Source organism: Alkaliphilus transvaalensis ATCC 700919 (genome assembly GCF_000621485.1).
In the GTDB taxonomy this organism is placed as follows: Bacteria; Bacillota; Clostridia; order Peptostreptococcales; family Natronincolaceae; genus Alkaliphilus; species Alkaliphilus transvaalensis.
Window position 1 is genome coordinate 81,950 of sequence record NZ_JHYF01000015.1, and the last position, 25,249, is coordinate 107,198.

Annotated in this window: 25 protein-coding genes and 1 riboswitch; of the genes, 23 read left to right on the forward strand and 2 right to left on the reverse strand. The window is 34.7% G+C overall.

Going from position 1 to position 25,249, the window contains the following annotated elements; all coding sequences use genetic code 11:
- The first annotated feature begins 16 nt into the window (after positions 1–16).
- The 18 genes from T335_RS0111785 (at position 17) to cobD (ending at position 19,011) form a co-directional block, all read left to right on the forward strand.
- Positions 17–298, forward strand: coding sequence for a DUF503 domain-containing protein (locus T335_RS0111785; protein WP_026477734.1), 282 nt, complete (start codon positions 17–19; stop codon positions 296–298).
- Positions 299–313: 15 nt separating this feature from the next.
- Positions 314–964 (forward strand): endonuclease III, encoded by a 651-nt coding sequence (gene nth / locus T335_RS0111790; RefSeq protein WP_026477735.1) that lies wholly within the window; start codon positions 314–316, stop codon positions 962–964.
- 70 nt (positions 965–1,034) lie between these two features.
- On the forward strand, positions 1,035–3,122 hold the full coding sequence (gene pilM, locus T335_RS0111795; protein WP_026477736.1) for a pilus assembly protein PilM: 2,088 nt from the start codon (positions 1,035–1,037) through the stop codon (positions 3,120–3,122).
- Positions 3,123–3,300: 178 nt separating this feature from the next.
- A complete protein-coding gene (locus tag T335_RS0111800) occupies positions 3,301–4,752 on the forward strand; it encodes a VanW family protein (RefSeq protein WP_026477737.1) in 1,452 nt (483 codons plus the stop codon).
- 284 nt (positions 4,753–5,036) lie between these two features.
- Complete coding sequence (locus T335_RS0111805; RefSeq protein ID WP_026477738.1) at positions 5,037–6,074, forward strand: DUF7309 domain-containing protein; 1,038 nt, start codon at positions 5,037–5,039, stop codon at positions 6,072–6,074.
- 348 nt (positions 6,075–6,422) lie between these two features.
- Positions 6,423–7,109, forward strand: coding sequence for a DUF2225 domain-containing protein (locus T335_RS0111810; RefSeq protein ID WP_026477739.1), 687 nt, complete (start codon positions 6,423–6,425; stop codon positions 7,107–7,109).
- Positions 7,084–7,638 carry a methylated-DNA--[protein]-cysteine S-methyltransferase gene (locus T335_RS0111815; protein WP_242837293.1) on the forward strand — a complete coding sequence of 185 codons (555 nt, stop codon included), beginning with the start codon at positions 7,084–7,086 and terminating at the stop codon, positions 7,636–7,638. The genes T335_RS0111810 and T335_RS0111815 overlap by 26 nt, the downstream gene beginning before the upstream one ends.
- Before the next feature lie 142 nt (positions 7,639–7,780).
- Positions 7,781–9,085, forward strand: coding sequence for a lipase family alpha/beta hydrolase (locus T335_RS0111820; protein WP_026477741.1), 1,305 nt, complete (start codon positions 7,781–7,783; stop codon positions 9,083–9,085).
- A 54-nt stretch (positions 9,086–9,139) separates the two neighbouring features.
- A riboswitch (cobalamin riboswitch) is annotated at positions 9,140–9,320 on the forward strand.
- Positions 9,321–9,432: 112 nt separating this feature from the next.
- Entirely contained in the window at positions 9,433–9,996 is a 564-nt protein-coding gene (cobU, locus tag T335_RS0111825; protein ID WP_026477742.1) for a bifunctional adenosylcobinamide kinase/adenosylcobinamide-phosphate guanylyltransferase, read from the forward strand.
- 14 nt (positions 9,997–10,010) lie between these two features.
- Positions 10,011–10,550 (forward strand): cob(I)yrinic acid a,c-diamide adenosyltransferase, encoded by a 540-nt coding sequence (locus T335_RS0111830; protein WP_026477743.1) that lies wholly within the window; start codon positions 10,011–10,013, stop codon positions 10,548–10,550.
- Positions 10,550–11,278, forward strand: coding sequence for an adenosylcobinamide-GDP ribazoletransferase (cobS, locus tag T335_RS0111835; RefSeq protein WP_026477744.1), 729 nt, complete (start codon positions 10,550–10,552; stop codon positions 11,276–11,278). The genes T335_RS0111830 and cobS overlap by 1 nt, the downstream gene beginning before the upstream one ends.
- Positions 11,279–11,398: 120 nt before the next feature.
- A complete protein-coding gene (locus T335_RS0111840) occupies positions 11,399–12,010 on the forward strand; it encodes a histidine phosphatase family protein (protein WP_026477745.1) in 612 nt (203 codons plus the stop codon).
- 44 nt (positions 12,011–12,054) lie between these two features.
- Entirely contained in the window at positions 12,055–13,035 is a 981-nt protein-coding gene (locus tag T335_RS0111845) for an ABC transporter substrate-binding protein (RefSeq protein ID WP_026477746.1), read from the forward strand.
- A gap of 72 nt (positions 13,036–13,107) precedes the next feature.
- The gene (locus T335_RS0111850) at positions 13,108–14,148 is read left to right on the forward strand and encodes a FecCD family ABC transporter permease (RefSeq protein ID WP_026477747.1); all 1,041 of its coding nucleotides are present in this window, start codon (positions 13,108–13,110) and stop codon (positions 14,146–14,148) included.
- Positions 14,149–14,159: 11 nt separating this feature from the next.
- Positions 14,160–15,416, forward strand: a complete 1,257-nt coding sequence (locus T335_RS0111855; protein WP_026477748.1) for a heme ABC transporter ATP-binding protein — start codon at positions 14,160–14,162, stop codon at positions 15,414–15,416.
- A gap of 2 nt (positions 15,417–15,418) precedes the next feature.
- Positions 15,419–16,972 (forward strand): cobyric acid synthase, encoded by a 1,554-nt coding sequence (locus T335_RS0111860; RefSeq protein WP_051569283.1) that lies wholly within the window; start codon positions 15,419–15,421, stop codon positions 16,970–16,972.
- A 2-nt stretch (positions 16,973–16,974) separates the two neighbouring features.
- The gene (gene cbiB, locus T335_RS0111865) at positions 16,975–17,928 is read left to right on the forward strand and encodes an adenosylcobinamide-phosphate synthase CbiB (protein ID WP_026477750.1); all 954 of its coding nucleotides are present in this window, start codon (positions 16,975–16,977) and stop codon (positions 17,926–17,928) included.
- A complete protein-coding gene (cobD, locus tag T335_RS0111870; protein WP_026477751.1) occupies positions 17,929–19,011 on the forward strand; it encodes a threonine-phosphate decarboxylase CobD in 1,083 nt (360 codons plus the stop codon).
- Between the two features lie 85 nt (positions 19,012–19,096).
- On the opposite strand, the gene T335_RS0111875 is transcribed toward cobD, so the two are convergent.
- A complete protein-coding gene (locus tag T335_RS0111875) occupies positions 19,097–19,510 on the reverse strand; it encodes a transcriptional regulator PerR (protein ID WP_026477752.1) in 414 nt (137 codons plus the stop codon).
- Positions 19,511–19,647: 137 nt separating this feature from the next.
- Between T335_RS0111875 and T335_RS0111880 the strand changes: the two genes are divergently transcribed.
- From T335_RS0111880 to T335_RS0111890, 3 genes are all read left to right on the forward strand, one after another.
- Positions 19,648–20,487 carry a Cof-type HAD-IIB family hydrolase gene (locus T335_RS0111880; protein WP_026477753.1) on the forward strand — a complete coding sequence of 280 codons (840 nt, stop codon included), beginning with the start codon at positions 19,648–19,650 and terminating at the stop codon, positions 20,485–20,487.
- Between the two features lie 307 nt (positions 20,488–20,794).
- Positions 20,795–21,949 carry a DUF362 domain-containing protein gene (locus T335_RS0111885; protein WP_034328386.1) on the forward strand — a complete coding sequence of 385 codons (1,155 nt, stop codon included), beginning with the start codon at positions 20,795–20,797 and terminating at the stop codon, positions 21,947–21,949.
- Between the two features lie 80 nt (positions 21,950–22,029).
- Positions 22,030–22,962, forward strand: coding sequence for a DUF362 domain-containing protein (locus tag T335_RS0111890; RefSeq protein ID WP_026477755.1), 933 nt, complete (start codon positions 22,030–22,032; stop codon positions 22,960–22,962).
- 28 nt (positions 22,963–22,990) lie between these two features.
- On the opposite strand, the gene T335_RS0111895 is transcribed toward T335_RS0111890, so the two are convergent.
- The gene (locus tag T335_RS0111895) at positions 22,991–23,857 is read right to left on the reverse strand and encodes a DegV family protein (RefSeq protein WP_026477756.1); all 867 of its coding nucleotides are present in this window, start codon (positions 23,855–23,857) and stop codon (positions 22,991–22,993) included.
- A gap of 232 nt (positions 23,858–24,089) precedes the next feature.
- Here T335_RS0111895 and T335_RS0111900 point away from each other — a divergent pair, with 232 nt between their 5' ends.
- Together T335_RS0111900 and T335_RS0111905 are read left to right on the forward strand one after the other, a co-directional pair.
- The gene (locus T335_RS0111900) at positions 24,090–24,587 is read left to right on the forward strand and encodes an arsinothricin resistance N-acetyltransferase ArsN1 family A (protein WP_026477757.1); all 498 of its coding nucleotides are present in this window, start codon (positions 24,090–24,092) and stop codon (positions 24,585–24,587) included.
- 174 nt (positions 24,588–24,761) lie between these two features.
- Entirely contained in the window at positions 24,762–25,013 is a 252-nt protein-coding gene (locus tag T335_RS0111905) for a hypothetical protein (RefSeq protein WP_026477758.1), read from the forward strand.
- The last annotated feature ends 236 nt before the right edge of the window (positions 25,014–25,249 follow it).

Here is a 25,249-nt window from a genome sequence, read left to right on the forward strand (position 1 = left end):
GGAAGGATGGGAGACTATGTTAGTGGGGACCTGTACAATAAATATATTTTTGTATGATGTTCATTCCCTTAAGGAGAAAAGGCATATTGTAAAAAGTGTGATAGAAAGGATCAAATCACGATTTAACGCTTCCGTTGCGGAGGTGGGTCAAATGGATAAATGGCAGGTGGCAGAAATAGGATTCGCCTGTGTTTCTAATAGTAAGAAGCATGTGGAGGAAATGATTAATAATATTATCCAATTTATTGAAAGGGACGGAAGATTTGAAGTCTCCAATTATGACGTGGAGATTTTGTAGTAAAGGGGGATACAGATGAGGAAAAAAATGCTTAATAAAGAAGAACGAAAGCAGGCACTTGAAATATTACAGGAAGGATACCCAGGGGCAGAAAGTGAATTGAACTTTACTAATCCCTTTGAATTGTTAATAGCGGTGATACTATCTGCCCAATGTACCGATGTAAGGGTGAATCAGGTGACGGCAGAACTTTTTAAACACTATAAGACACCAGAGGATTTTTTAACCCTAACAGAAGTTGAAATGGAAAATTGGATTAAGAGTACTGGGTTCTATCGAAATAAAAGTAAAAACATTCTAGCGACCTGCCACATTTTGGTTAATCAGTATGGTGGTGAGGTTCCTCAAACCCGTGAAGAATTAATGGAGTTGCCGGGGGTGGGTCGAAAAACTGCTAATGTCGTTATTAGCAATGTCTTTGGTCAAGATGCCATTGCAGTCGATACTCATGTTTTTAGGGTCTCTAACCGTATTGGTCTTGCAAATGCCGATAATGTAGATTTAACAGAAACACAGCTAATGAAGAATATTCCTAAAAAGATGTGGTCTGAGGCTCATCATTGGTTAATACTCCATGGAAGAAGAGTTTGTAAAGCTAGAAAGCCCAACTGTGAAATATGTCCTTTAACAGAACTATGTCTATTCCATCGTAGAAATAGTAAATAAGAAAAAGGAAATTTACTTTTCATGAAGAAATAGAATAGGATAGACAGGATAGTAAGAAAGGATGTAGTCGATGGAGCATAAAAATTTCGACAAAGGAGCAATGGTCTTTGCGCTAGACATTGGTACCCGTAGTGTCGTAGGATTGCTTGGAAGCTATGAGAATAAGAAAATTATTGTTCATCATAGTGCCTTTGAGTTTCATCAAAGTAGAGCTATGTACGACGGTCAAATACATGACATACAGGAAGTTGTTAATATAGCTAAAAAGGTTAAAGAACAATTAGAAGAAAAGGCCGGCTTTCCCCTTAAAGAGGTGGCGATTGCAGCAGCAGGTAGGGCTTTAAAAACCTACAGAGTGATGATTGAAAAGGATATAGATGAAAATAAAAATATAGACAGACACCTGGTAAATAGTTTAGAAATTGAAGGATTACAAAAATCCCAAAGAGAGCTGGAGGCACAAGAGGAAGAAAATACAAGTTATTTTTGTGTTGGCCATACAGTAATCAACTATTATTTAAACGACGGCATCATCAGCAACCCAGTTGGTCATCGAGGACGTAAATTAAAAATGGATATACTGGCGACCTTTCTACCCCACGTTGTAGTCGATAGTTTGAATACAGTAATGAATAAAGTAGGGTTAGAGGTTAGTTATATGACCTTAGAGCCTATTGCTGCAATAGAAGTAGCTGTTCCCCAAAATGTAAGGCTATTAAATATAGCTATGGTGGATATTGGTGCGGGAACATCTGATATCGCTATTACAAAAGACGGAACAGTTGTAGCCTATGCTATGACCTCTACAGCAGGGGATGAAATCACTGAAACCATTGCTAAGACCTATTTGCTAGATTTTGATACCGCCGAAGCAGTTAAGTGTCAGTTTTGTAAAAAGGATGAACAACAGTTTACTGATATATTAGGGCTGCAGCATAATATTTCAACGGAAGAAATGCTTAATGCAATAGACCCAGCAATTGAATCTATAGCAAAGGATATAGCTATTAACATACTTCAGCAAAATGAAAAGCCTCCTAGTGCAATTTTTTTAATTGGGGGAGGAAGCCAAGTGCCTCGTCTTAATGAGAAAGTTGCTAGTATTTTAGAAATGCCTAAAGAGAGGGTAGTTGTTAGGGGAACAGAAATCATTCAAAATCTCACTAATCAAGAGAATCTAATAATTAAAGGACCAGAAGGGATCACCCCAGTAGGAATCTTAGCAAAGGCGATAGAAAATAAATCACAAGACTTTATCGAGATCAATGTTAATGGAAAAGATATGACCCTTTTCCAATCAAAAAAACTTAAAGTTAGCGATGCTTTAGTATTGATGGGCTTTAATCCAAGGGATTTAATTCCTAGAAGAGGTGGAGCTGTTGGTCTTACTGTAAATGGAGTAGAAAAAGTCATTTATGGAGATTATGGCCAGCCAGCAGAGATATTGGTGAATAGACAATCAGCTAATCTTGATACCCCAATTAAGAACGGCGATGCCATAACGATTATTCCTGCTAAGCAGGGAAATGATGCAAAACCTGCTCTTAAAGACGTTGTAGCCATAGATCAACGGGTATTCGTTAACGATAAGGCTGTTGATTTAATCTATAAGATATCAGTTAACGGAGAATCCATCACAGAAAATATTGCCCTTAAGGATGGAGACGTAATAAATTATCATGAATTTAAGACGTTAGAAGGATTGTGTAATCATTTATTAATAAGATATGATGGTAAAAGAATAAAAATTAACGGGAAGGAAGCCCAATTATTCGATTCCATTAAAGTGGGGGATCATATTTATTTATCTGAGATGGAAGATAACGAGGATTCACTATTGGATGAAAAACCCCAGTTAGAAGAGCAATTACAAGAAATGTTACAAGAGAAGTTACAAGCGCCTCAATCAAAACAGGATATTTGTGAGGATGAAGACATAAAAGAATCACAGGTTGAAACCATTAATATTATTTATAATGGAAATCCATTGGAAATCCCTAAGGTTAAAAAGGATATGATCTTTGTTGATATCTTTGACTATATTGATTTTAATCGTTATGAATTAAAGGGAAAATTAGTATTACGCCATAATGGAGCAGACGCTATTTATGTTGAGTCCTTAAAGGATGGAGATGAAGTTGTAATTAAGTGGGAATAAGCCTAAACAACTTAAATAAGGATCTGATGTAGGTCCTTATTTTTAATCATTTTTTAATGGAATTTAATAGCTCATTATCAAAAAATATACAGTTTATAGAAATGAATAATTTTATTTATTTTAAATAAAATGTAGTGTATACTAATTTTACCCTATACTTGCAGCAGGGAGTGATGATATGGAACCTTCAGTAATTAAGAAAAGTAGAAAAAAGCTGGTGTTATGGGTCAGTGGGGCAATTCTTCTTTCTTTTATAGCTACCCTTATAACTTTAGGAATATTAGTTTTGAACTCCAATACGATCTATGAAAATGTCTATATAGAATCCATTGATGTTAGCCATTTAACTCAGCAGGATGCAAAGTTAAGACTGGAGAGTATATTTGAAAAGGAACGGGAACGACATCATCTAAAAATGAAATATGAAGAAAAAATCTGGGATGTATCCTATGATCAAATTGGTTTCAACTATCTCTATGATGATGCAATTCAAGAAGCATTTAATGTGGGAAGAGGCGGTAACTATTTTAATCGTTTAGGCGAAATTTATCGTGTTAGGAAAAAGCCAATAATTATCCCCTTAAAGACAGAATATAATTTTGAATACTTGGAAGAAATAGTTGACGAAATTAATAAAACCATCTTTAGGGCACCCCTATCGGCTAAAATAGAAAGAAAAAATCAAGGCTTTGACATTACAAATTCTACTAAAGGAGTAGAAGTAGATGAAGAAGCTCTTAAAAAAGAACTTAGAATTGCTATAGAGAATTATCAAAATGAAACAGTTATGATACCAGTTCAATATGTTGAGCCAAAAGTAACAGAAGATCAATTAGCTCATATTACTGATGTAATGGGTTCTTTTTCAACAGTATTTGATTCTCAAGTAACTGGTAGAAGCACAAACATTTCCCTTGCTTCCAGAAGTATTAACGGGACTTTATTAATGCCAGGTGAGGTCTTCTCTTTTAATGATAAGACAGGGCCAAGGGGAGTTGCAGAGGGCTATCAAGAAGCGCCGGTTATATTAAATGGCAAATTAGTACCAGGTATTGGTGGCGGAATTTGTCAGGTATCAACCACCTTATATAATGCCCTTGTTAGGGCAGATCTGGAAATTACAAAACGACAGAATCATTCCTTGTCGGTGGCTTATGTCCCTTTAGGCCACGATGCAGCAGTCGCTTATGGTTTTTTAGATCTGCAATTTGTAAACAATACCCAACACCCAATATATGTTGAAAGCTCTGTTGCTGGAAACAGAATTTCTGTTAATATTTATGGAAAAGAGTTTAAAGATTACTCAATTAAACTATTTTCTGAAGTAGTTGAAACAATTGAGCCAACCGTTGAAGTCAAGAAGGATCCATCGCTGTATATAGGTGATAGGAAAACTGAAAGAGAAGCTAAGCGGGGTTATAAGGTAAATACTTACAAAATCTATGAAAGAAATGGTCAAGAATTTATGAAGGAACTCATCTCTAAAGATACCTATTCGACTGTAAATGGTTTAGTACTAGAAGGTACAAAACCAAGGCCACAGGTACAGGAAGATAGCAAACCCGATAAAGAAGATAACCATGAAGATATCCCTACAGACCAAAGGGATGCAGATAATGATGAACTTTAAAAATAAATGTCAATTTTAAGCGTTGTAGATGAAAGCAAAAAAGCTACCGAATTAAATTTCAGTAGCTTTTTTGATACATTATAGTGAAGTTAAAAAAAACTGTCTTCAAAATGTAACAAATAACCCTCCTTATGTATCTTCACATTTTCTTGTTCCTATGCCATAATATAGATACAAGTAATATTAAAAAGGCATAATGCTTATTCCAAATATGAAACTCATAATAACGTAGGTGTTGTTTTAATAATCGTAGAGAGAGAAAATCAAGTATAAGGAAGTGAAGCATGAAAGAGCATCTAACCTTATCCAAAGAAGAATTACAAGAGCTTTTTAAAAAGGCAGAAAAATTTAGAGGGTTGGACCCTTGGCAGTGGTTAGTAGAAGACGACATATTTGCAGTTAAATTTCAAAATATGGAAGAGACCATAATATGTTCTGTTTTGGGGAGTAAAGGAGGAGCAAGGGGGATTGCTTTTTATGTAGGCGGAGATGGGATAGAAAGTTACTTTAGACTACATGAAGGAAGGTACGATCAACAGTTAGAGCAAATCCATATTACAGACTCCTTTGTTCTATATTTTGATGAGGTGAGTAAAAATGAAGAAGGGGATTCCATCTTGTTGATGAATTCGGGAATCGACTTTGGTAGAGATAAGGAATTGCCTATTTTCCGAAGAAATGAACCAGGGTATGTTCCCCGTGTTCTTGTTGGAGACGAATTAGAACTAGTTAGTAGGATTTTATCAGTTGTTAATTATGGTATTGAAGTTGAAGGGCTGTTGATAGATCTTCAAAATCGCAGGTTGAAAATCGAAAAAAAATGTCCTGTAGTCAAGGTTAATATTGACGGAAAATATGTAAATACCCTATTATCCTATGAGTGTCTTAAGCAAGAATGTATAGAATCTATTAATAAACCAAGGCCAAAACCTTGCGACGAACTAATGCTTAAGCGGATTAGTAAATCCTATGAAAGCTCCCATTACATATTAGAGATGGACTATTTTAATTATGGTGTTGGTGTAGATGATGAAGGGCGACCATATTTTCCTGCTGTATTATTAATCGTAGATGAAGGTACTAATATTGTAGGTTATCAGATAACTCAGCCTGATTTAGCAGAAGAGGCTTGGCAGCAGTATATGATTGAATGGATTAAAGAAAAGAAAATTCTACCCTATAAAATGATATTAAGAAATAAAACACTTTATAAATATCTGAAAGGGATTCTAAGTGGACTAGGGATCAAAGTTGAACTTAGACAGAAGTTAGATAACATTCCTGCTATTAAAAAACAGTACTTTTCTAATAGAATAATCTAATAAAATAATCAAATCTGCTACGAGATATCGATCGTAGCTTTTTTTCTAACCAAAAGGAAAGTGCTCTATGTAAATTGATAAAAAGAATTCACCATCTAATTCAGTGGACATATACTTTTCTATTCGTTATAAAAAGGTTCTAGAGAAGTTTGTTAAAATAGAATTAAGTGATTGTAGCTGTAAAAGGGGTAAAAGAGTTATAGGAACCTATTTCTCATAAGTTGCGATACAATTTTCAGACTTAATAGGATATTTGTCCTATTTCGTGTAACGCTTTTGGATTTCAAATAGAATTAAACATGTCCCCATGATATAATAGAAAGTAATAACTAGCCTGAGGAGGTCAATATGGAAGCTTTACTTTACGATAAGACACTAAATTGTCCCGTATGCAGACGAGACTTTAAATCTAAAAAGGTACGTAGTAGAAAACTAATGATTGCTGAGAAGCATGATGACTTAAATATTGTATATAAAGAGGTAAATCCTCTACATTATCAGATATTTGTTTGTCCAGAGTGCGGTTACACAGGAACAGAAGGTGAATTTGAGGATATTTCACCTGTACATAAAAAGATATTTGATGATCAAGTTAGGTACAAATGGAAAGAAAGAAACTATGGCGAAAAAAGAAAAATTGAGGAAGTCATTGAAACCTATAAATTAGCTTTACTAACGGCTCAATTATTTAGAAAACCAAAGAGTTATATAGGTAATATTTGCTTAAAATTAGCCTGGGTTTATAGAGAAATAGGAGACCACAAGGAAGAAGAATTTTTAAGATATGCCCTAACCAATTTACAAGATGCTTATCAACAAGAAAAACTTGATCACGCTAGTATAAATGAAATTACAACAGCCTATATTGTTGCTGAATTAAACCGTAGATTTGAAAATTATAAAGAAGCTATCGTGTGGTATACAAAGGTGTTAGATAACCCAGAAATTAAAAATCATCGACAGCTTCAACTAAAAACTAGAGAACAATGGAGGTTAGCAAAGGAAGAATATGACCAACACAAAAATGCAGTATAAAGATAAAACCTTGTATGTTAGTACTTTAGATGTTGGAGATAATCTTCAGTTATCTATCGTTACTAATAATACAGGATTAGTATTACTAGAATTTAATGTAACAGAAACGCAATTATTTGATATAATTGCAAAAAATTTTGGCGATGTAGAAATCATTAAAGATCCCCAGCATAATCAGATCTATGAAAAAGAGATTAGGGATTATTTCCTTGGTAAACTAAAAGAATTCACCATCCCATTAGACCTAGTTGGAACAGAATTTCAAAAGCAGGTTTGGAAGACTTTAATGGAGATTCCCTATGGAGAAACCGTTAGTTATAAAGATATAGCGGTTCGCATCAACAACCCTAAGGGAATGAGGGCAGTGGGAATGGCCAACAATAAAAATAAAATTCCAGTAATTGTTCCCTGCCACAGAATTATTGGAGCAGATGGTAGTTTAGTTGGCTATGGTGGTGGACTTCATATTAAAAAAAGACTTCTAGAACTAGAAGGAATTAAGATCAAAGATCATAAAGTTCTTAAGTAGCATAAAAAGCTAGTAGATTCGGCTAATTTAGCCAGTTTACTAGCTTTTTATCTTATATTTCGAGTCCTTCTCTAAGTAGTAGTTCATTTGTTGTAATCCTCAGCATAAATATATAGGAAATGTTGATATAGGAGGAGACAATATGACACCAATTCAAAAAAATCCAATTATATTTTTACCAGGATTAATGGGATCTATGGGAGGAGATATGATTCCAGGATTAGGCCCTTGGAGTTTTGGAATAGCCAAGTGGGTATATGACCCAATTATAGATGGACTTGAAAACATAGGATATCGGAAAGAACAAAATTTATTTATCTGCTATTATGATTGGAGAAAGAGTACTGAAGAAATTGTTGAAACCTACCTATTACCTACTATAGAAAGATTAAGAAAGAAATATCCCCATCAACCAATAGATATCATCTGTCATAGTATGGGGGGAGTTGTAGCTAGAAGATACCTACAAGGTGACTATTACAAAGGGGATGTAGAACGTTTTGTTATGATGGGCACTCCAAATAAAGGTTCTATAGATGCCTATTACCTATGGAGTACTGGTACATTAATTCCTGCTAAGAAAAAATCATTGCAGACAATATTATATAAAGGATATTTATGGATTATGACAAAATTCCTCAATATTCCTATGGGGTTAAAGGATCTAGATAAACTTCATTATAGTTTTCAGGGGTTAGGGGATTTACTTCCTGCCAATAACTATGGAGATTTTTTATGTATAGATGAGGGTAACAACACTTGGGTAAGAATACCGAGAAAATATATGAAATATAAAAACACTACACTGGATAAACTAAATAATGAAATAGATCTATTGAAGGGACGGGTAAAGGAAATTTACTGTTTCGCAGGAACTGGCTTTACAACAAACCATTTATTAGTCTTAGATCAACAAGAATTGACCCAAAGAGGGAATGAAGTCATTACGGATATTATAACAACCGATGAGGGGGATAGTACTGTAACAATCGATAGTGCATCAATTGATGGGGTTGAAAGTAGAATCATCTCTAGTACCCATCGTGGAATCGTAAAAGATTGTGTAAAATATATCTATGAAATGTATGGAGTCGATTTAGATGATGTTAACAGTTCTTTTGATGAAGAAACAAAGGAAACCCTTCATATTATCATTAAAGGAAAAATAGATTTTCTTTTAGATATGGATAATCAAAGAATATTGAGTTATGAGGGGAATCGTGTCCATACTTCAGCAGAATTTATAAAAGAAGAATTTGTTGATGGATATCTGTGGATGGCATTAAAAAATATTCCCGATGGAGATTATTCTTTAAAAATAAATAGTGAAATGAAGCAGCATATCAGTGTATACGTACTGTCAACAGAAGTGGAGTTAGAATATAGTAACGAAGTAGCTTCATTGCAGCAGAAGGAGATATTGACCTTCAAAATAAAAGCCCAGTAAAAAGATAAAACAATTGATAAATAACAGATATTTTGATATGATAAATTAGAAAAGAAAACTAAAAATAGTGATGGTGCTTCAAAGCTTAATAGGGAAAGTGGTGAAAATCCACTGCAGCCCCCGCTACTGTGAGTAAGGACGAAAGCAATTTAAACCACTGATAAAGCTTATCGGGAAGGTATTGCAAGTAGAAGGATTTACGAGTCAGGAGACCTGCCAACATTATATTAAACAACCTTCGGAGGGAAGGCATGTTTCATTTTGAATGTCCACCCCTACCCCAGTTATGGTAGGGGTTTTTTGATGAAGCAGCATAGACGACTAGAAGCCATATTGAGAGGTGATTTATGGAAAAATATAAATTGACACTAGTTACTGGGGGAGCAAGAAGTGGTAAAAGTACCTTTGGTGAATCATTGCTCTATGAAGAAAAGGGGAAGGTTCTCTATATTGCCACCTCCCAAGCCTTTGATGAAGAAATGAAGGATCGTATCAAAAAACACCAAAAAAGTAGACCACAGGAATGGCTAACCTATGAAGGTTACAGTAAGTTAGATACAGAACTAGAAGTTTACCTGCCAGAAATCAGTAGTATTATTTTAGATTGTGTTACGATTATGACTACAAATCTGATGTTAGAGGAAGATGTGGACTGGGATCATGTCAGTCATCAGGAAATAGATAGAATAGAAGATAAAATTTTTCAAGAATTTATTAAGTTAGTAGAATTTATTAAAAAAAATCATATTAGAGGGATATTAATTACAAATGAAGTAGGGTTAGGAATTGTTCCTATTGACCGTTTAACTAGGATTTTTAGAGACATTGCAGGAAGAGTAAATCAATTTTTAGCTAAAGAGGCCAATGAAGTTTACTTGGTTACCTGCGGCATACCAAATCGGATTAAATAAGGGGTGTACATAAGATGAAAAAACTTGAAATAGGCTTAATTCATATCTATACAGGAGATGGAAAGGGGAAAACTACCGCTGCTATAGGGCAAGGGACAAGAACAGCAGGGGGTGGCTATAAGGTATTAATGACGCAATTTCTTAAGGGTGATGATACTGGAGAAATTAATAGTATTGAGAAAATGGCACCAAATTTTAAAATCAAACGATTTGCAGGTATTAGAAACTTTTATAGAAATTTAAGCGATGAAGGGAAACAGCAGGTTAAGGTAGAGGCAAAAGAAGGAATCGCCTATATTAAAAAGGCTTTACAAGAAGAAACTTATAATCTCATCATAATGGATGAAATTATGGCAGTTTTGTATAATGAAATATTAGAAGTCACAGAAGTTGTAGATCTACTTAAAAGTAAGCCAGAGCATGTTGAGATGATTTTAACAGGAAGAAATGCTCCTATAGAATTAGTGGAGCTAGCAGATTACGTAACTGAAATGAAGATGATTAAACATCCCTTTCAAAAAGGCATCTATGCTCGAAAGGGCATTGAAAGTTAATGGAGCGATTTATTAACACCTTACAATTCCTTACAAGAATTTCTATTAAAAAAGATAGCAGTTTTGATGAAGAATTTCATAAAGGAATCGTTTATTTTCCCATCATAGGATTAGTGATAGGATTAATTTTAACCTCCTTTTATCATTTGATGAACTATTTCTTGCCATCAGCTATGGGAATAGTCCTTACTGTTATCGTCTATATTATGATTACAGGAGGCCTCCATTTAGATGGGTTAGGAGATACCTTTGATGGGTTATATAGTAATCGCCCAAAGGAAAGGGTCTTAGAAATTATGAAGGATAGTCGGCTAGGGACCAATGCCCTATTAGCAATAGTACTGGTGATCATTATTAATATCGTAGCCCTCCAAAATCTTGATTCTGGGAAACTGTATAGAGGATTACTGTTAATGCCTATAATGGGGAGACAAGCATTGGTGTTGGGCTGCTATCGTACTAACTATGCTAGAGAAGAGGGAATGGGAAATATCTATATTGGAAAGGTAAGTAAAGGACAACTATGGATAACCTTAATAACAACGATGATTCTATCTATAATAGACTTAAAAACCCTAATATTTCTACCTTTAATGTTGATTTTTGTCGGCTGGTTTAAAAAGACCACCGCTAGGTTAATCGGAGGGATGACAGGGGATACCCTTGGAGCCCTCTGCGAATTATCGCAGTCTTTATATTTACTATTTTTAGTAATACAAATAAACTAATATTATGAATAGAGGAAATGAGACCTTAATCTTAAACTCTAAGTAGAAATTGAAGCTAAAAGCATCTACATAAAAGATGCGATAGGCTTAATAAATTTCCTCAAAAATAGGAGTAGAGAGATGGTAAAAATTAATTTAGTTAGACATGGAGAAACAGACCATAATAAAAATCAGTTTTTATGTGGATGGTCAGACCCCTCTTTAAATGATTTGGGTAGGCAACAGGCAAAAAAACTAGCCCTTCACCTAAAGGGAAAGGTTTTTGATGCAGTCTATACCAGTGGATTAAAACGAACAAATGAAACTGCAAACATGATAATGGGAAAGACGGATAAAACCATCATAGCCCACGAAGGTTTAAGAGAAATACACTTTGGAGATTTTGAAGGCCAAAGGATGAGTAACATTGAAAAAGAACACCCTCAGTTATACAAGAAGTTAAGGGATGATTCTATTCACTTTTGTTTTCCAGCAGGAGAGAGTTTATGGAAAATGCATCATAGGGTAAACAAAACAATGGAAGAGCTAATTTTAAAACATCAAGGTGAAGAAATTCTGTTGGTTGTTCATTCTGGTGTAATTAGAGCCATTATAGCTCAACTAATTACCGGTGAGATAAAAAAACATTGGCATTTTAAGATAGACCACTGTAGTTTATCGATTGTAGAGGCCCATCGAGATTTTTATCTTTTATCAAAGCTAAATGAAACAAGCTATTTAACTAGTAAATAGACTATTATCAACATAGAAATTAAAGACATAAGGAGGAAGAAAAAATGAAAAATAAATGGTTAATGTTATTAATTACCCTTCTTTTAATTACATCTGTTTTTGTAGGGTGTACAGGGAAACAAGAGGAAGTAAAGACAGATGCAAATGGAGATACAATAGCAGTGATAGGGGATGAAGCTTATCCTCTTGTTGTGGTAGATGGTTTAGGAAATTCTGTTACAATTAAAGAAAAACCTGAAAAGGTAATCTCAATTTCACCAAGTCAAACAGAGGTACTATATGCCCTCGGTCTAGGGGATAAATTAATTGCTGTTTCCGATTTTTGTGATTATCCTGTTGAAGCAATGGATAAAGAGAAGGTAGGAAGTTCTTGGACAACCAATACAGAAAGAATTATAGAACTAGAACCACAAATTGTATTTGTTTATGGAGAAGGACAGCCAGAAGCAATCGAGCAATTAACTCAAGCAGGAGTAACAATCCTTAAGTTTATGCCAGAATCAATTGAAGAGGTTTTTGAATCAATGATGGTTACTGGACAGGTTTTTGGAATTGAAGATACAGCAAAAACGATTATAGATGAATTAACAGAAAGACGAGACGCAATTGTTGAGTTAGTAAAGGGACAACCTACTCGAAGTGTATTTTATCAGGTTTGGGATGAACCACTATCAACTGCAGCAACGGGTTCATTTATTGATGAATTAATTACCTTAGCAGGTGGCGAAAACATAGCAGCTGATGCAGAAGGTGCATGGCCTATGTATAGTGTTGAAGCTTTAGTAGAAAAAGACCCCGAAGTTTATTTAGCACCTGCCCATATGGGAGAAACAACTAATTTAACGGAAGCCGAAGAACAGATGCTAATTGATAGTATTAAGGCAAGGCCTGGATATAGTCAAATCAATGCTGTAGTTAATAATCGCATTGTACCCCTAGAACCAAATATTGTTTCAAGACCTGGGGTACGAATCATTGATGCCTTAGAATTGATTGCAAAAGGAATCCATCCAGAACTATTTTAAGGAACTTTGATCCTAAAAGGAAAAATATAATTCCCGTCTTAAAAGGACGGGAATTCTTATATGGAGGAAATAATGGGTAAGAAATCTAAAAATACTAGAAACATGGTCTTGTTAATCTTGCTGTTGTTTGGGGTGATTGTCTTTGCATCCATCTCTGGAGCAGCTAATATAACACCTTTTAATAGTATAAGAATTATTTTAAGTAGACTTCCTATCATAGGGGGACTCTTTGATTTAGAGGGAATTCCCGGTTCCCACTTAACAATCATTTTAAACATCAGGCTTCCCCGTATTTTGCTTGCTTTTATTGTAGGGTTTGGATTATCGATTGTAGGAGTTGCCCTACAGGGATTATTAAAAAACCCTATGGCAGATCCTTTTATTATGGGAACCTCTTCGGGGGCAGCCTTAGGGGCTGCAATAGCAATATTTTTCAAACTAAATCGTGTTATTTTTGGTGTGGGGATCATCTCTGTTTTTGCTTTCTTTGGTGCTTTACTGGCGACATTAATTGTTTATAGCTTAGCAAAGGTTAAGTCTAAAGTGCCTGTAACAACCCTACTGCTGGCTGGAATAGCAGTAGGACAATTGTTTACTGCCTTCATGTCTTTAATTATGGTAGTTTCTTCAAAAGATGTTACTACAATTGTTTATTGGACAATGGGGAGTTTTTCTGCTAGAGGATGGAGTCATCTTCAAGTGGCAACAATACCAATTTTATTAGGAAGTGGAATCATATATATTTTTGCTAAGGATTTAAATATTTTGCTATTAGGAGAAGCTACCGCTCAAAATACAGGGGTAGAGGTAGAAAAGGTCAAAGGAATCATCCTAGCCGTTAGTGCTTTGGTTACAGCCTTTGCTGTATCTGTTAGTGGAATTATAGGATTTGTGGGGTTAATTATCCCCCATATAGTTAGAATGCTTGTTGGACCAGATCATAGAACTTTAATTCCAGCCAGTGGAATTTTAGGAGGAATTTTTCTAATTATTGCCGACACTTTGGCAAGAACAATTATTGCTCCTACAGAGGTACCAGTGGGAATTATCACTGCCCTTGCAGGTGGTCCCTTCTTTATCTATTTATTAAGAAAGTCAAAAAGAGTGATTTAGGAGGGAGAAAAATGGATCATTCCATATCAGCTAAAACCATTACTTTTAAGTATGATGAAAATATAATTATTAACCAACTCAGTTTTGAAATTAAGAAAGGCTCCTTTATTACCATTATCGGACCAAATGGGTCTGGTAAGTCTACTCTATTAAAGTTAATAGCAGCAAATTTAAGTCCCGATGATGGTACAATTTTAATCAATCAACGTCAACTTGTAGATTTTAAAATGAAGGACTTAGCTAAGGAAGTGGCTGTTGTACCCCAAGATACCAATGTTTCTTTTGACTTTGATGTCTTCGATATTGTTTTAATGGGTCGAAACCCCCATTTAAAAAGATTTCAAAAAGAAAGTGATGAAGATTTTAAAATTGTAAGGGAGGCAATGGAGCGAACTGGTACATGGCATTTGAGGGAGAGAAGAATTAATGAAATTAGCGGTGGAGAAAGACAACGGGTGATTATCGCTAGGGCTCTAGCTCAGCAACCTAAGATGATATTATTAGATGAGCCTACTTCATCCCTTGATATTCACCATCAGATAGAGGTGTTAGAGTTACTTAAAGGATTAAACCGAGAAAAGAAAGTAACAATTGTTGCTGTATTACATGACATGAATTTAGCCGCAAGATATAGTAGTGAAGTAATGTTACTTCATCATGGTAGTATTGTAACTATGGGAAATACCGAAGATGTTATGACGGTAGAGAATCTACAAAGGGCCTACGAAATGGAAATGGTTATTCAACGGAATCGATACACAAATTCCTTAGAAGTTATCCCTTTAGCAAGGAAAGTAAAACAAGAAGAAGTAAATAGGATCAAGATTCATCTCATTTGTGGAGGGGGAACGGGTAAAGGGTTATTACAACCCTTAATTGAAAAAGGCCATGAAGTAACCATGGGGGTCGTTAATGTAGGAGATAGCGACTGGGAGTATGGAAGATTATTTTCAGTGAAAATGGCAGAAGAAACACCCTTTAGAGAGATTAGCCAAAGGGCATTAACAGAGGCCAGTATATTGGCAGAAGAGGCGGACTTGACCTTAATAACCAGTGTTCCCATTGGTTGGGGTAATATTAAAAATTTAGAAATTGTTAAAGGTACATTATCTAAAGGGAAAAAGGCATATCTGTATAAAACAAATCAATGGGGAGATCAGTATGATTATACTGATGGAAAAGCCACAGTTATGCTAAAGGAATTAAAGCAGATGGGCTTAGAGGAAATCTATTCTATTGATGAACTTTTTAATAAATTGGAGGGATAATAATGGGTGAAAAAAGGGGAATAAGTACAGAAAAAACAACAAGTAAAAGTATAATGATGCAAGGAACTGCTTCATCTGTGGGCAAGAGTCTATTAACGGCTGCCCTATGTCGGGTATTATATCAAGACGGCTATCGGGTAGTACCTTTTAAATCGCAAAATATGGCTTTAAATTCCTATATCACCGATGAGGGGATGGAGATGGGGAGGGCTCAGGTTATGCAGGCAGAGGCTGCAAACATTAAACCCCATGTACTGATGAATCCTATATTATTAAAGCCTTCTGCCGACACAGCTGCTCAAGTAATTATAAAGGGAAAAGTGCAGGGTAACATGACAGCCGCCACATACCATCAATATAAACCACAGTTAAAGGAGATGCTAAGGGAGGTTTATAGGGAACTGGCAGAAGAATATGATGTAGTTGTTTTAGAGGGGGCTGGAAGCCCTGCAGAGATCAATCTAATGGAAAAAGATATCGTTAATATGGGGATGGCTGAAATAGCAGATGCACCTGTTATATTGGTAGGAGATATCGATAGAGGAGGGGTATTTGCTTCGATATATGGCACCATTATGTTATTAGATAAGTACAGAGAGCGAATTAAGGGTGTTATTATAAATAAATTTAGAGGGGATAAAACAATTTTAGAACCAGGTCTAAAGATGTTAGAAGACCTAACAGGGGTCCCTGTGTTAGGGGTAATACCATATGGAGATTTTGATATCGAGGATGAAGATAGTGTAACCGAAAGGTTTAATCAAAAATTAAAAGGGAATGCAAAAATTAAAATAGACATTATTAAACTCCCCCACATTTCAAATTTTACAGATTTTCATATTTTAGAAACCTTCCCAGAGGTACAGATTAGGTATGTTAAGGGAAGGGACCAAATAAAAAATCCAGATATGATTATTATCCCAGGATCCAAAAACACAATAGCAGACTTAAAATTTATCAGAGAAAGTGGGTTAGAGAAGGAAATATTAACTGCCCATAAGGAAGGAAGCTTAGTTTTTGGCATCTGTGGGGGTTATCAAATATTAGGTAAATGGATTAAAGACCCACAGGGAGTAGAAAGTTCCCTTCAAGAGATTAGAGGATTAGGCTTACTAGATATCGAAACTATTTTTGAGGGAGAAAAGGTGACTACTCAGGTAGAGGGAGTTATTGATAAAGATAGAATTAGTTTTATAGATACTCAAGAAGATTTTTATATTAAGGGATATGAAATCCATATGGGAAGAACAAAACTAGGTGAAAACACTAAACCCTTTGTGAAAATCGTTAATAAATTAGGAGAGGCCACCGACTATTTTGATGGTGCAATTAGTGAGGACTGTAGGGTAATGGGAACTTATCTTCACGGGGTCTTTGATCAGTTGCATTTTACCCGTAGACTGATGAGTTATTTTATTGAAATAAAGGGGCTAGAGCCTCTTCAAGAGGGACAACTTACTTTAGAGGAATATAAAAACAAAGAATACGATAAGTTAGCTAAGGCCTTTCGAGAAAATGTCGACATGGAAAAAATCTATCAAATATTAGGAGTATAATTATGGAAATATTAATAGGGGGATATATATTAGACCTAATTTTTGGAGATCCACAAGGATTTCCTCATCCTGTACGTTATATCGGTAGTTTAATTTCTTTTTTAGAGAAAAAGCTTTATTCAGATAAGAGCAATAAAACCCTTTTATTAGGAGGGACAGGACTAACTCTAGCCGTGGTAGTAACTACCTATTTAATTACCTATAGTTTAATAGCGCTGATGAAGATTCTTCATCCCCTAGCAGGAACCATCGTCTCAATTATTCTTGCTTATACAGTGTTGGCAACAAAATGTCTTCATAAAGAAAGTGAGAAGGTACTCATCCATTTAAAGAACCAAGACCTTTTAGGGGCGAGAAAGTATTTATCTTATATTGTTAGTCGTGATACAAGCCAGCTAGAAGAGAAGGAAATCGTACGAGGAACTGTAGAAACGGTTTCGGAAAATATTTCTGATGGAATCATCGCTCCACTTTTCTATTTGTTTTTAGGGGGTGTGCCTTTGGCAATGGCCTATAAGGCAATTAATACCCTCGATTCAATGGTGGGCTATAAAAATGATCGATATCTTTATTTTGGTAGAGTTTCAGCAAAGTTAGATGATGTGGTGAATTATATTCCAGCTCGACTAACGGTGATCTTCATTGCCATAGGTGCTTTGATCTTAGGGAAGGACAGTAATAGGAGTTTTAAAATAGCATTAAAAGACGGTAGAAACCATAATAGCCCTAATTCTGGCTATCCTGAGGCAGCTGTTGCAGGGGCATTAGGAATACAACTAGGGGGAGATAACTTCTATTTTGGTAAAGTTGTACATAAACCTACAATAGGTGACCCTACTTATCCATTAGAATCAAAACATATTTTAGAAACAATAAAACTGATGTATGCAGCCTCTGCCTTGGCCTTATTATTTTTTCTAATTCTTCAATTACTATTAACAAAGGGGGTCCATTAAATGATCCATGGGGGCAATGTATCTGAAATAGAAAAAGAGTATGGAATAAGCCGAAAAGAAATATTAGATTTTAGTGCAAACATTAATCCTTTAGGAGTACCAGAGACCCTTAAAAAAATTCTGGTGAATACAATTTCAGACTTGATTAATTACCCAGATATAAATTATGATGATTTAAAAAATGCCATTGGGGAAAAATATAAACTATCACAAGACCATATATATGTCGGCAACGGTGGTGTACAGGTGATATTCGATTTTATTAGGGCTGTAAAGCCAAAGAAGAGCTTGGTGGTACATCCTACCTTTGCAGAATATGAAAGAGCCCTACAAGGGGTAGAAAGTAAAATAGAAGAATATCAGCTTAAAGAGGAGTCAGAGTTTCTTTTAAATGTAGAAGACCTGCTTCAAAAAATTGATGAAGGCTATGATCTTGTGGTCCTTTGTAACCCTAATAATCCAACAGGAACCTTAACATCAAAAGAAAAACTTAAGCCTCTTATGGAGCTATGTCAAAAAAAAGGTACGTTTTTATTGATAGATGAGGCTTTTATGGACTTTATTGAAGCGGGGGAGGAGATAAGTCTATTAACCGACTGCAAAGATTGGGATCATCTATTAATAACCCGCTCCTTTACCAAGTTTTATGGTATTCCAGGGTTGCGCTTAGGTTTTGGCGTATGTTCCCATCACGGGGTTCTTAATCAGCTAAATAAGCAAATGATCCCTTGGACAGTAAATACCTTTGCCAGTAATTTTGGAAAGGTATTATTAGAAGAAACTAGTTATGAAGATAGTACTTATCAATGGCTAAAAAATGAAAAAGCTTATTTCATAAATGAATTAGAAAAGCTAGGGTTGTTTAAAATTTATCAATCTTCTGCTAATTATATTTTTATGAAGCTACTTAATGATGAAATAGATGTTAAAACTTTGAGAGAGGAACTTATCAAACATCATATTTTAATTCGAGATTGTAGTAATTTTAAAGGTCTAGACAATAGGTTTTTAAGAATAGCCATAAAAGATTTTAAGGCGAATCAACGGATGATTCAAGCCCTTAAGTCAGTTTTTAACTGTTAAAAAACTAATATTTAGAGTGATGATCATAAAAAAACCAGCTAGATGCGTATTAGAAAAATACGAAAAATGCTGGTTTTGGCAGTATCTAGGCTCCGCTACAACTAGGGCACACACCATAGAAACTTAATTGCTGTTTTGATATTTTGTAGTTTGTTTTTTCCTCTACAACACTTGCTAATTCAGAGAAGGAATCTTCAAAAAGATCTTCTACCTTTTGACATTTAGTACAAATAAGATGGGGATGGCTAGTGGCAATAAAGTCATACCTGAAACTGTTTTCACCGACATTAATTACTTGAATAAGTCCTAATTCTTCAAATAGCTCTAAGGATTTATATACAGTTGCTAAACTAATAGTCGGATAAGTAGGGGCAAGTTTATTGTAAACTGCCTCTGCATTAGGATGGGTAGGGCTGTCTTTTAAGGCATTGTAAACTGCTATTCTTTGGGGAGTAATTTTACAGCTACCGTTCTTTAATACTTTGATTAAATTCTCCATTTATTCACCGCCTAAGAAATAATAATTATTAATTATAATGTTATCTTAATTATAAAATAATGTTAATAAATTGTCAATCGTCATAATGGAAAATAATATTAATTTTTTGACAAATAACAACCGAAGGAGGGTTAAAAATGAAATATAAATTAGTTGTTATGGATATGGATGGTACATTGTTAAATGGAAACAATGAGGTTAGTGAAGGAACACAAGTGGTGTTAAAGGAAGCTGCACAGCAAGGCGTAAACTTAGCCATAGCCACAGGAAGAATCTACACCTCTGCAAGAAAATATGCAGAATTATTAGGGATTGAAGCCCCTATTATTGCTTGCAATGGAGCGTTGATCAGAAATCGTGTTAGTAATGAGGTGATCTATCATAATGAAATTTCAAAAGAAGATGCAATACAGGTAATTAAAATTGCAAAAGCCCATAATATATACTTTCATTTTTATGGCCAAGAAAAACTTTATGTTGAAGAAGCGGGGTTGCCCTATCTATGGGAATGCTATTGGGGTGGAAGAAATAGAAATAATGAAAAAATCGATATCGAAGAGATTAAGGACGCAATGGATTATATTGAAACTGAAAAACCGCAAATCTTGAAGTTTGTTTTAGTAGACCAACAGCCAGAGAAATTAATCGCAATTAGAAAAGAACTAGAGAAAGTTTCCACAATTGAAGTTGATAAATCGTGGCATAACAATTTAGAAATCATGAATAAAGGTGTTTCTAAAGGTAAGGCAATTAGCCAACTGAGTAGGCTTATGGGAATAAAAAAAGAAGAGGTTATCGCTTTTGGAGATAATTATAATGATCTCTCGATGAAGGACTATTCTGGAGCATTTGTGGCAATGGGAAATAGTGAAGAAGAAGTAAAAAAGGCAGCTACCTTTTTAACAACAACTAATAATGAAGATGGTGTAGCAGAAGGAATAAAGAAATATGTTTTAAGTGAATCGTTATTAGAATGAGGAAATTGCATAATTAATTTTATTTTATATATTAAAGCAAATGAAAACTCCGCTGTTTAGTGCAACAACTTATATATCATGGTAGTGGTTTAATGGTCCTTAAGATCTTAAACTGCTACTTGTTATTTTTTGAAGGAAATTATCCTTTATAGGACGAAGTATTACTTATAGAATTAATATTTATGGAAGTATAATTCTCTCCCCATCATTCTTAAAAGAAGCAGAAAGAAATTGAGAAATAAATTATACTGTATTGTCCTTTAATTGAAAGATTATTTAAAAAGAGTGTTAGAAGGATGTGTATGAGGTGAAAAAAGAAATTGTTTCGGTAGTAGCATGTAAAGATTACGACTATCTTAAAGTAAGGGCTGCAATAGAGAGAAACTTTGAAGATTTAGGTGGTATCAGTCGATTTATTAAAAAAGGGGATCGGGTATTACTGAAGTTGAATCTTCTAATGAAAAAGAAGCCAGAAGAGGCGACAACAACCCATCCGATATTTACCAAGGCATTAGCTAGTATATTAATAGACTATGGAGCAGAGGTGATTATAGGTGATAGCCCAGGAGGCCCTTTTAATACTAACGCGTTAAAGGGGATCTATAGAGCTTGTGGGATTGAAAAAGTAGCAGAAGAGGTAGGAGCAAAATTAAACTATAATACCAACTCGGCTGAAATTGAAAATAAGGAGGGGTTGTTATTAAAGAAAATTACGGGAATAGCAGTCCTTCAAGAGGTAGATCAAGTCATTTCAGTCTCTAAGCTAAAAACCCACGGGATGATGCTCTTTACAGGGGCCGTTAAAAATATGTTTGGGATAGTAGCGGGTTTGGAGAAGGCAGAATATCATGTTCGGATGCCTAAAAATGTAGATTTTTCTAATGCATTGGTGGACATTTGCATAGCTGCCAAGCCAGTACTATCCTTTATGGATGGAATTGTAGGGATGGAGGGGGCTGGCCCAAGTGCAGGAGATCCACGGGAAATTGGAGCTGTACTTGCGTCAACAAGTCCCTATCACTTAGATGTAGTGGCAACTAATATAATTAATTTAAACCCGATGAAAGTACCAACGATTCAAAGATGTGTAGAAAGAAGCCTTTGTAAGGGAAATTTTGAAGACATCCAACTGAAGGGAGATCATTTAGAGCAATTCAGAATAAAGGATTTTATTATTCCAGAAATCAGAAGCATAGATTTGCTTGAAGGTAAACTTCCAAAGTTTTTAAGAGAAATACTAAATTCAGCTATGCAACCTAAGCCAGTTTTTACCCATGAAACCTGTGTAGGTTGTGGAGACTGCGGAAAATTCTGTCCACCACAGGTGATTACCATGACAGAGAAAAGACCCTTTGTTGATTTAGAAGGCTGTATTCGATGTTTCTGTTGTCAAGAACTATGCCCAGTAAAGGCAGTAGAGATCCATAGACCCTTATTAATGAAGTTAATGGCAAGGTTATAATGAATTAGTAGAAACAAGGTATAGGAATCCTCCCATTGGAAAGAAATAGTATAGATATTATTTTCTAGGGAGGTTTTTTAATGAAGAATAGAAGAGTGACTGAGGCAATTGTATCAATTGCAAGAAACAGGGTAGAAGAAAAATCTATTGTAGAAGCCCTTAATCTATTGCCAATAGAGGCTATCATAAAACCAGAGGATTGTGTAGTGATCACACCTAATTGGGTTAAGTCCCAACCGCCCCATACAGCAACAGTAGTAGGGCCTGAAACCCTACGGGAACTTATTCAATATGTTAAATCAAAGAATCCTAAAAGAATTGTTGTAGCAGTAGGATCAGGGGGCGATGATACTAAAAATGTCTTTAGAAATATTGGCTATGATAGAATAATTGAAGAGGAAAAAGTCGAGTTTGTAGACCTAAACTTTGGGCCTTATATTAACCTAGCTTTAGGTCATGAGGTAATTAATCAAACTGAAATGAACAAACTCATGATGGAAACAGATGTTTTAATTAGTTTTACTCAATTGAAATATCATGAGGAAGCTACAATGAGTGCTTCAATTAAAAACATTGCATTGGGATGGCCTCCAGCTGAAGTTCATGGTTTTCCTAAGAAAAAGCTTGGAATTCATGAAGACTTACATGGCTTTATTGTTGCAATGACGAAGAAATTTCCTGCCGACATCTCAATTATTAGTGTGGATAAAGCCATGATTGGGACAGGGCCCTCTGATGGAAAGGCTGTTAATACAGAAGGGTTAGTTATTGCATCAACTGATGCCGTTGCAGCCGACGCCATTGGTGGAAGACTTCTAGGCTTTCTGCCCCAAGCAGTACAATATCTATACACCCTATATCGTGATGGTGTAGGAGAGGCTGATCCTAAAAAGATGACAATGAGGGGTGTTACTTTAGCCGATGCAGAAAAGATTTTCTCTGTTGCTGCTTATGGGCAAGAGGTTGTATTAGATCAGAATAATCAAATTAAGGATCTACATGGAAATAGATAAATAAAAACTTCGGTGAAAACCGAAGTTTTTATTCTCCATCAGTAGATGGGGATTCTTTTAATACATAATTAATCCCTATTGTGCTTGGGCCACAATGACTTGCTATAACACATCCAGCAGTTAAAATAATTACTTCTCTATCAGGTATAATCCTACTAATTTCAGACTTTAGATAATCTGCCTCTTCGTGGGCAATTGAATGAATAATGATGATTTTCTTGCTGGAAATAAGTTGAGCATCTTCAATTACTTGATTTAACAGAGCTGTAACAAGCTTTTCTCGTTTTCCCTTATTCTTTTCTCCAAGGACTAACTTTCCTTCTATAACATGGAGCATAGGTTTAATACCTAACATATTGCCCATGATACTTTCTAAAGAAGTACAACGACCGCCCTTGCGAAGATATTCTAAGGAATCTACGATAAAGGTAGTTCTAACTTTAGGAACTGTCTCACGAATTTTAATATCTATGGTTTCAAAGTCTAGACCTGCTTTTACATATTCAGCTGCCTGTAAAACTAATAAGCCTAAACCTGTGGAGATATTTAAAGAGTCAATTACTTTTATTTTTTGGTCTTTAAACTCATTAGCAGCAATTTTTGCATTTTGGATTGCTGATGCTAATTTTGAGGATGTACCAATATAAATGATCTCCTTACCTGCATCTACTTGACTCTTAAAAATATCATAATAATCGGAAGAACTAGGAGCGGCAGTTACAGGTAGTTCACCTGTAGTTGCAACGCCTTCATAAATAACCTCAGGAGAAATATTAATGCCATCCTTGTAGGTGTTGTTTTGAAACTGAAGATACATAGGAACTACTAATATATTAAATTTATTAAGAAGACTCAAAGAAAGATCACAAGTACTATCGGTTACTATCTGGATCATTGATTAACCCCCATTAAGGTAAATTTTAATTCTTTGTTATATCATATTACTATATTACTAAAAATTGATTAATTTTTAAAGCCTAATGGTATATATTACAATAAGTTTTAACAAAGAAAGAACTTTGCTATAATATTTAGGGTAATAATAAGTTATATTTTCAATAATAGACAGGAATTATACAATTTTAAACTTATGGGGATAAATTATTCTAAAATAAGGAGGAAAAAATTTGGATTTACGAATTAGAACTGCCGAATTAAATGATATTACCCAGATTGTGGAAATTTATAATCAGGGGATAGAAGACAAGATAGCAACGTTAGAAACAAAAACAAGAAACTTAAAGGAAATGACAAACTGGTTTAATCAAAAGGGACCAAGGTTTAAGGTAATTGTGGTGGAAAATACAGAGGGGATAATTTATGGGTGGGCTTCTTTAAATGTATTTAATCAAAGGGAATGTTATGATGGTGTAGCAGATTTCTCCATCTATATTAGAAGAGATATGAGGGGAACAGGTCTAGGCAAAAGATTATTGGAGAATTTAATTGAGGTTGCCCGTAAAGAAAAGTTCCATAAGCTAGTGTTAAGTACATTTAAAATCAATGAGGCTGGTCAAAGGTTATACCATTTAATGGGTTTTCGAGAAGTCGGAACATATATAAAACAGGGAAAAATTGGTGATAATTGGGTAGATATCACCATAATGGAGAAACTTTTAATTTAAGCATTGTTGATAATTCAAACAATAAATATTGCACTTTTCGACAAAATAATAAAAAAAATTACAAAGATTACATAATAATTCTTTACATTTGTGAAGGGATGATTATAATAAATAAAGAGAAGGATAATACTAAATTATATTTTTAGTATTAATAGGAATGGGAGGATCATAAAAATGAATATTTCTATGCAGGGTTCAAAAGAAAAATTATTAAGTCTGTGGGTAAAATACTCTACAATCTATAAAAATGATATTGAAACAAAGGAAGAAATTAGGGCTAAAAGAAAAGAAATTAAAGCCGATCTAGAAAAACTGGGAATCACTGAAGTAGAAATGTTTGGAATAGATGGGGACACCTATACACTTCGTTATTTACAAAGGGGAAATAAAATTTTTTCAAAGGTAGACGTACCATCGGGTAAATAGATTTTGGTTAATTGTTTATGGAACACTTCATATTGAAAAGAGGTAAGGACTAAATAGGTTAGATTTCTATCCAATTTAGTCCTTTATTATTAAAAAACCTACTGGGGAACTACTGGGAAACCCTAAAAATATCTATCTTTCATTGATTTCTAAATATATTGAAGTTATAATATGAATAGTCTATAGCATGTATATTTAGGAATTGGATAAAACCAATTAAAATTCCATAGTTAAGG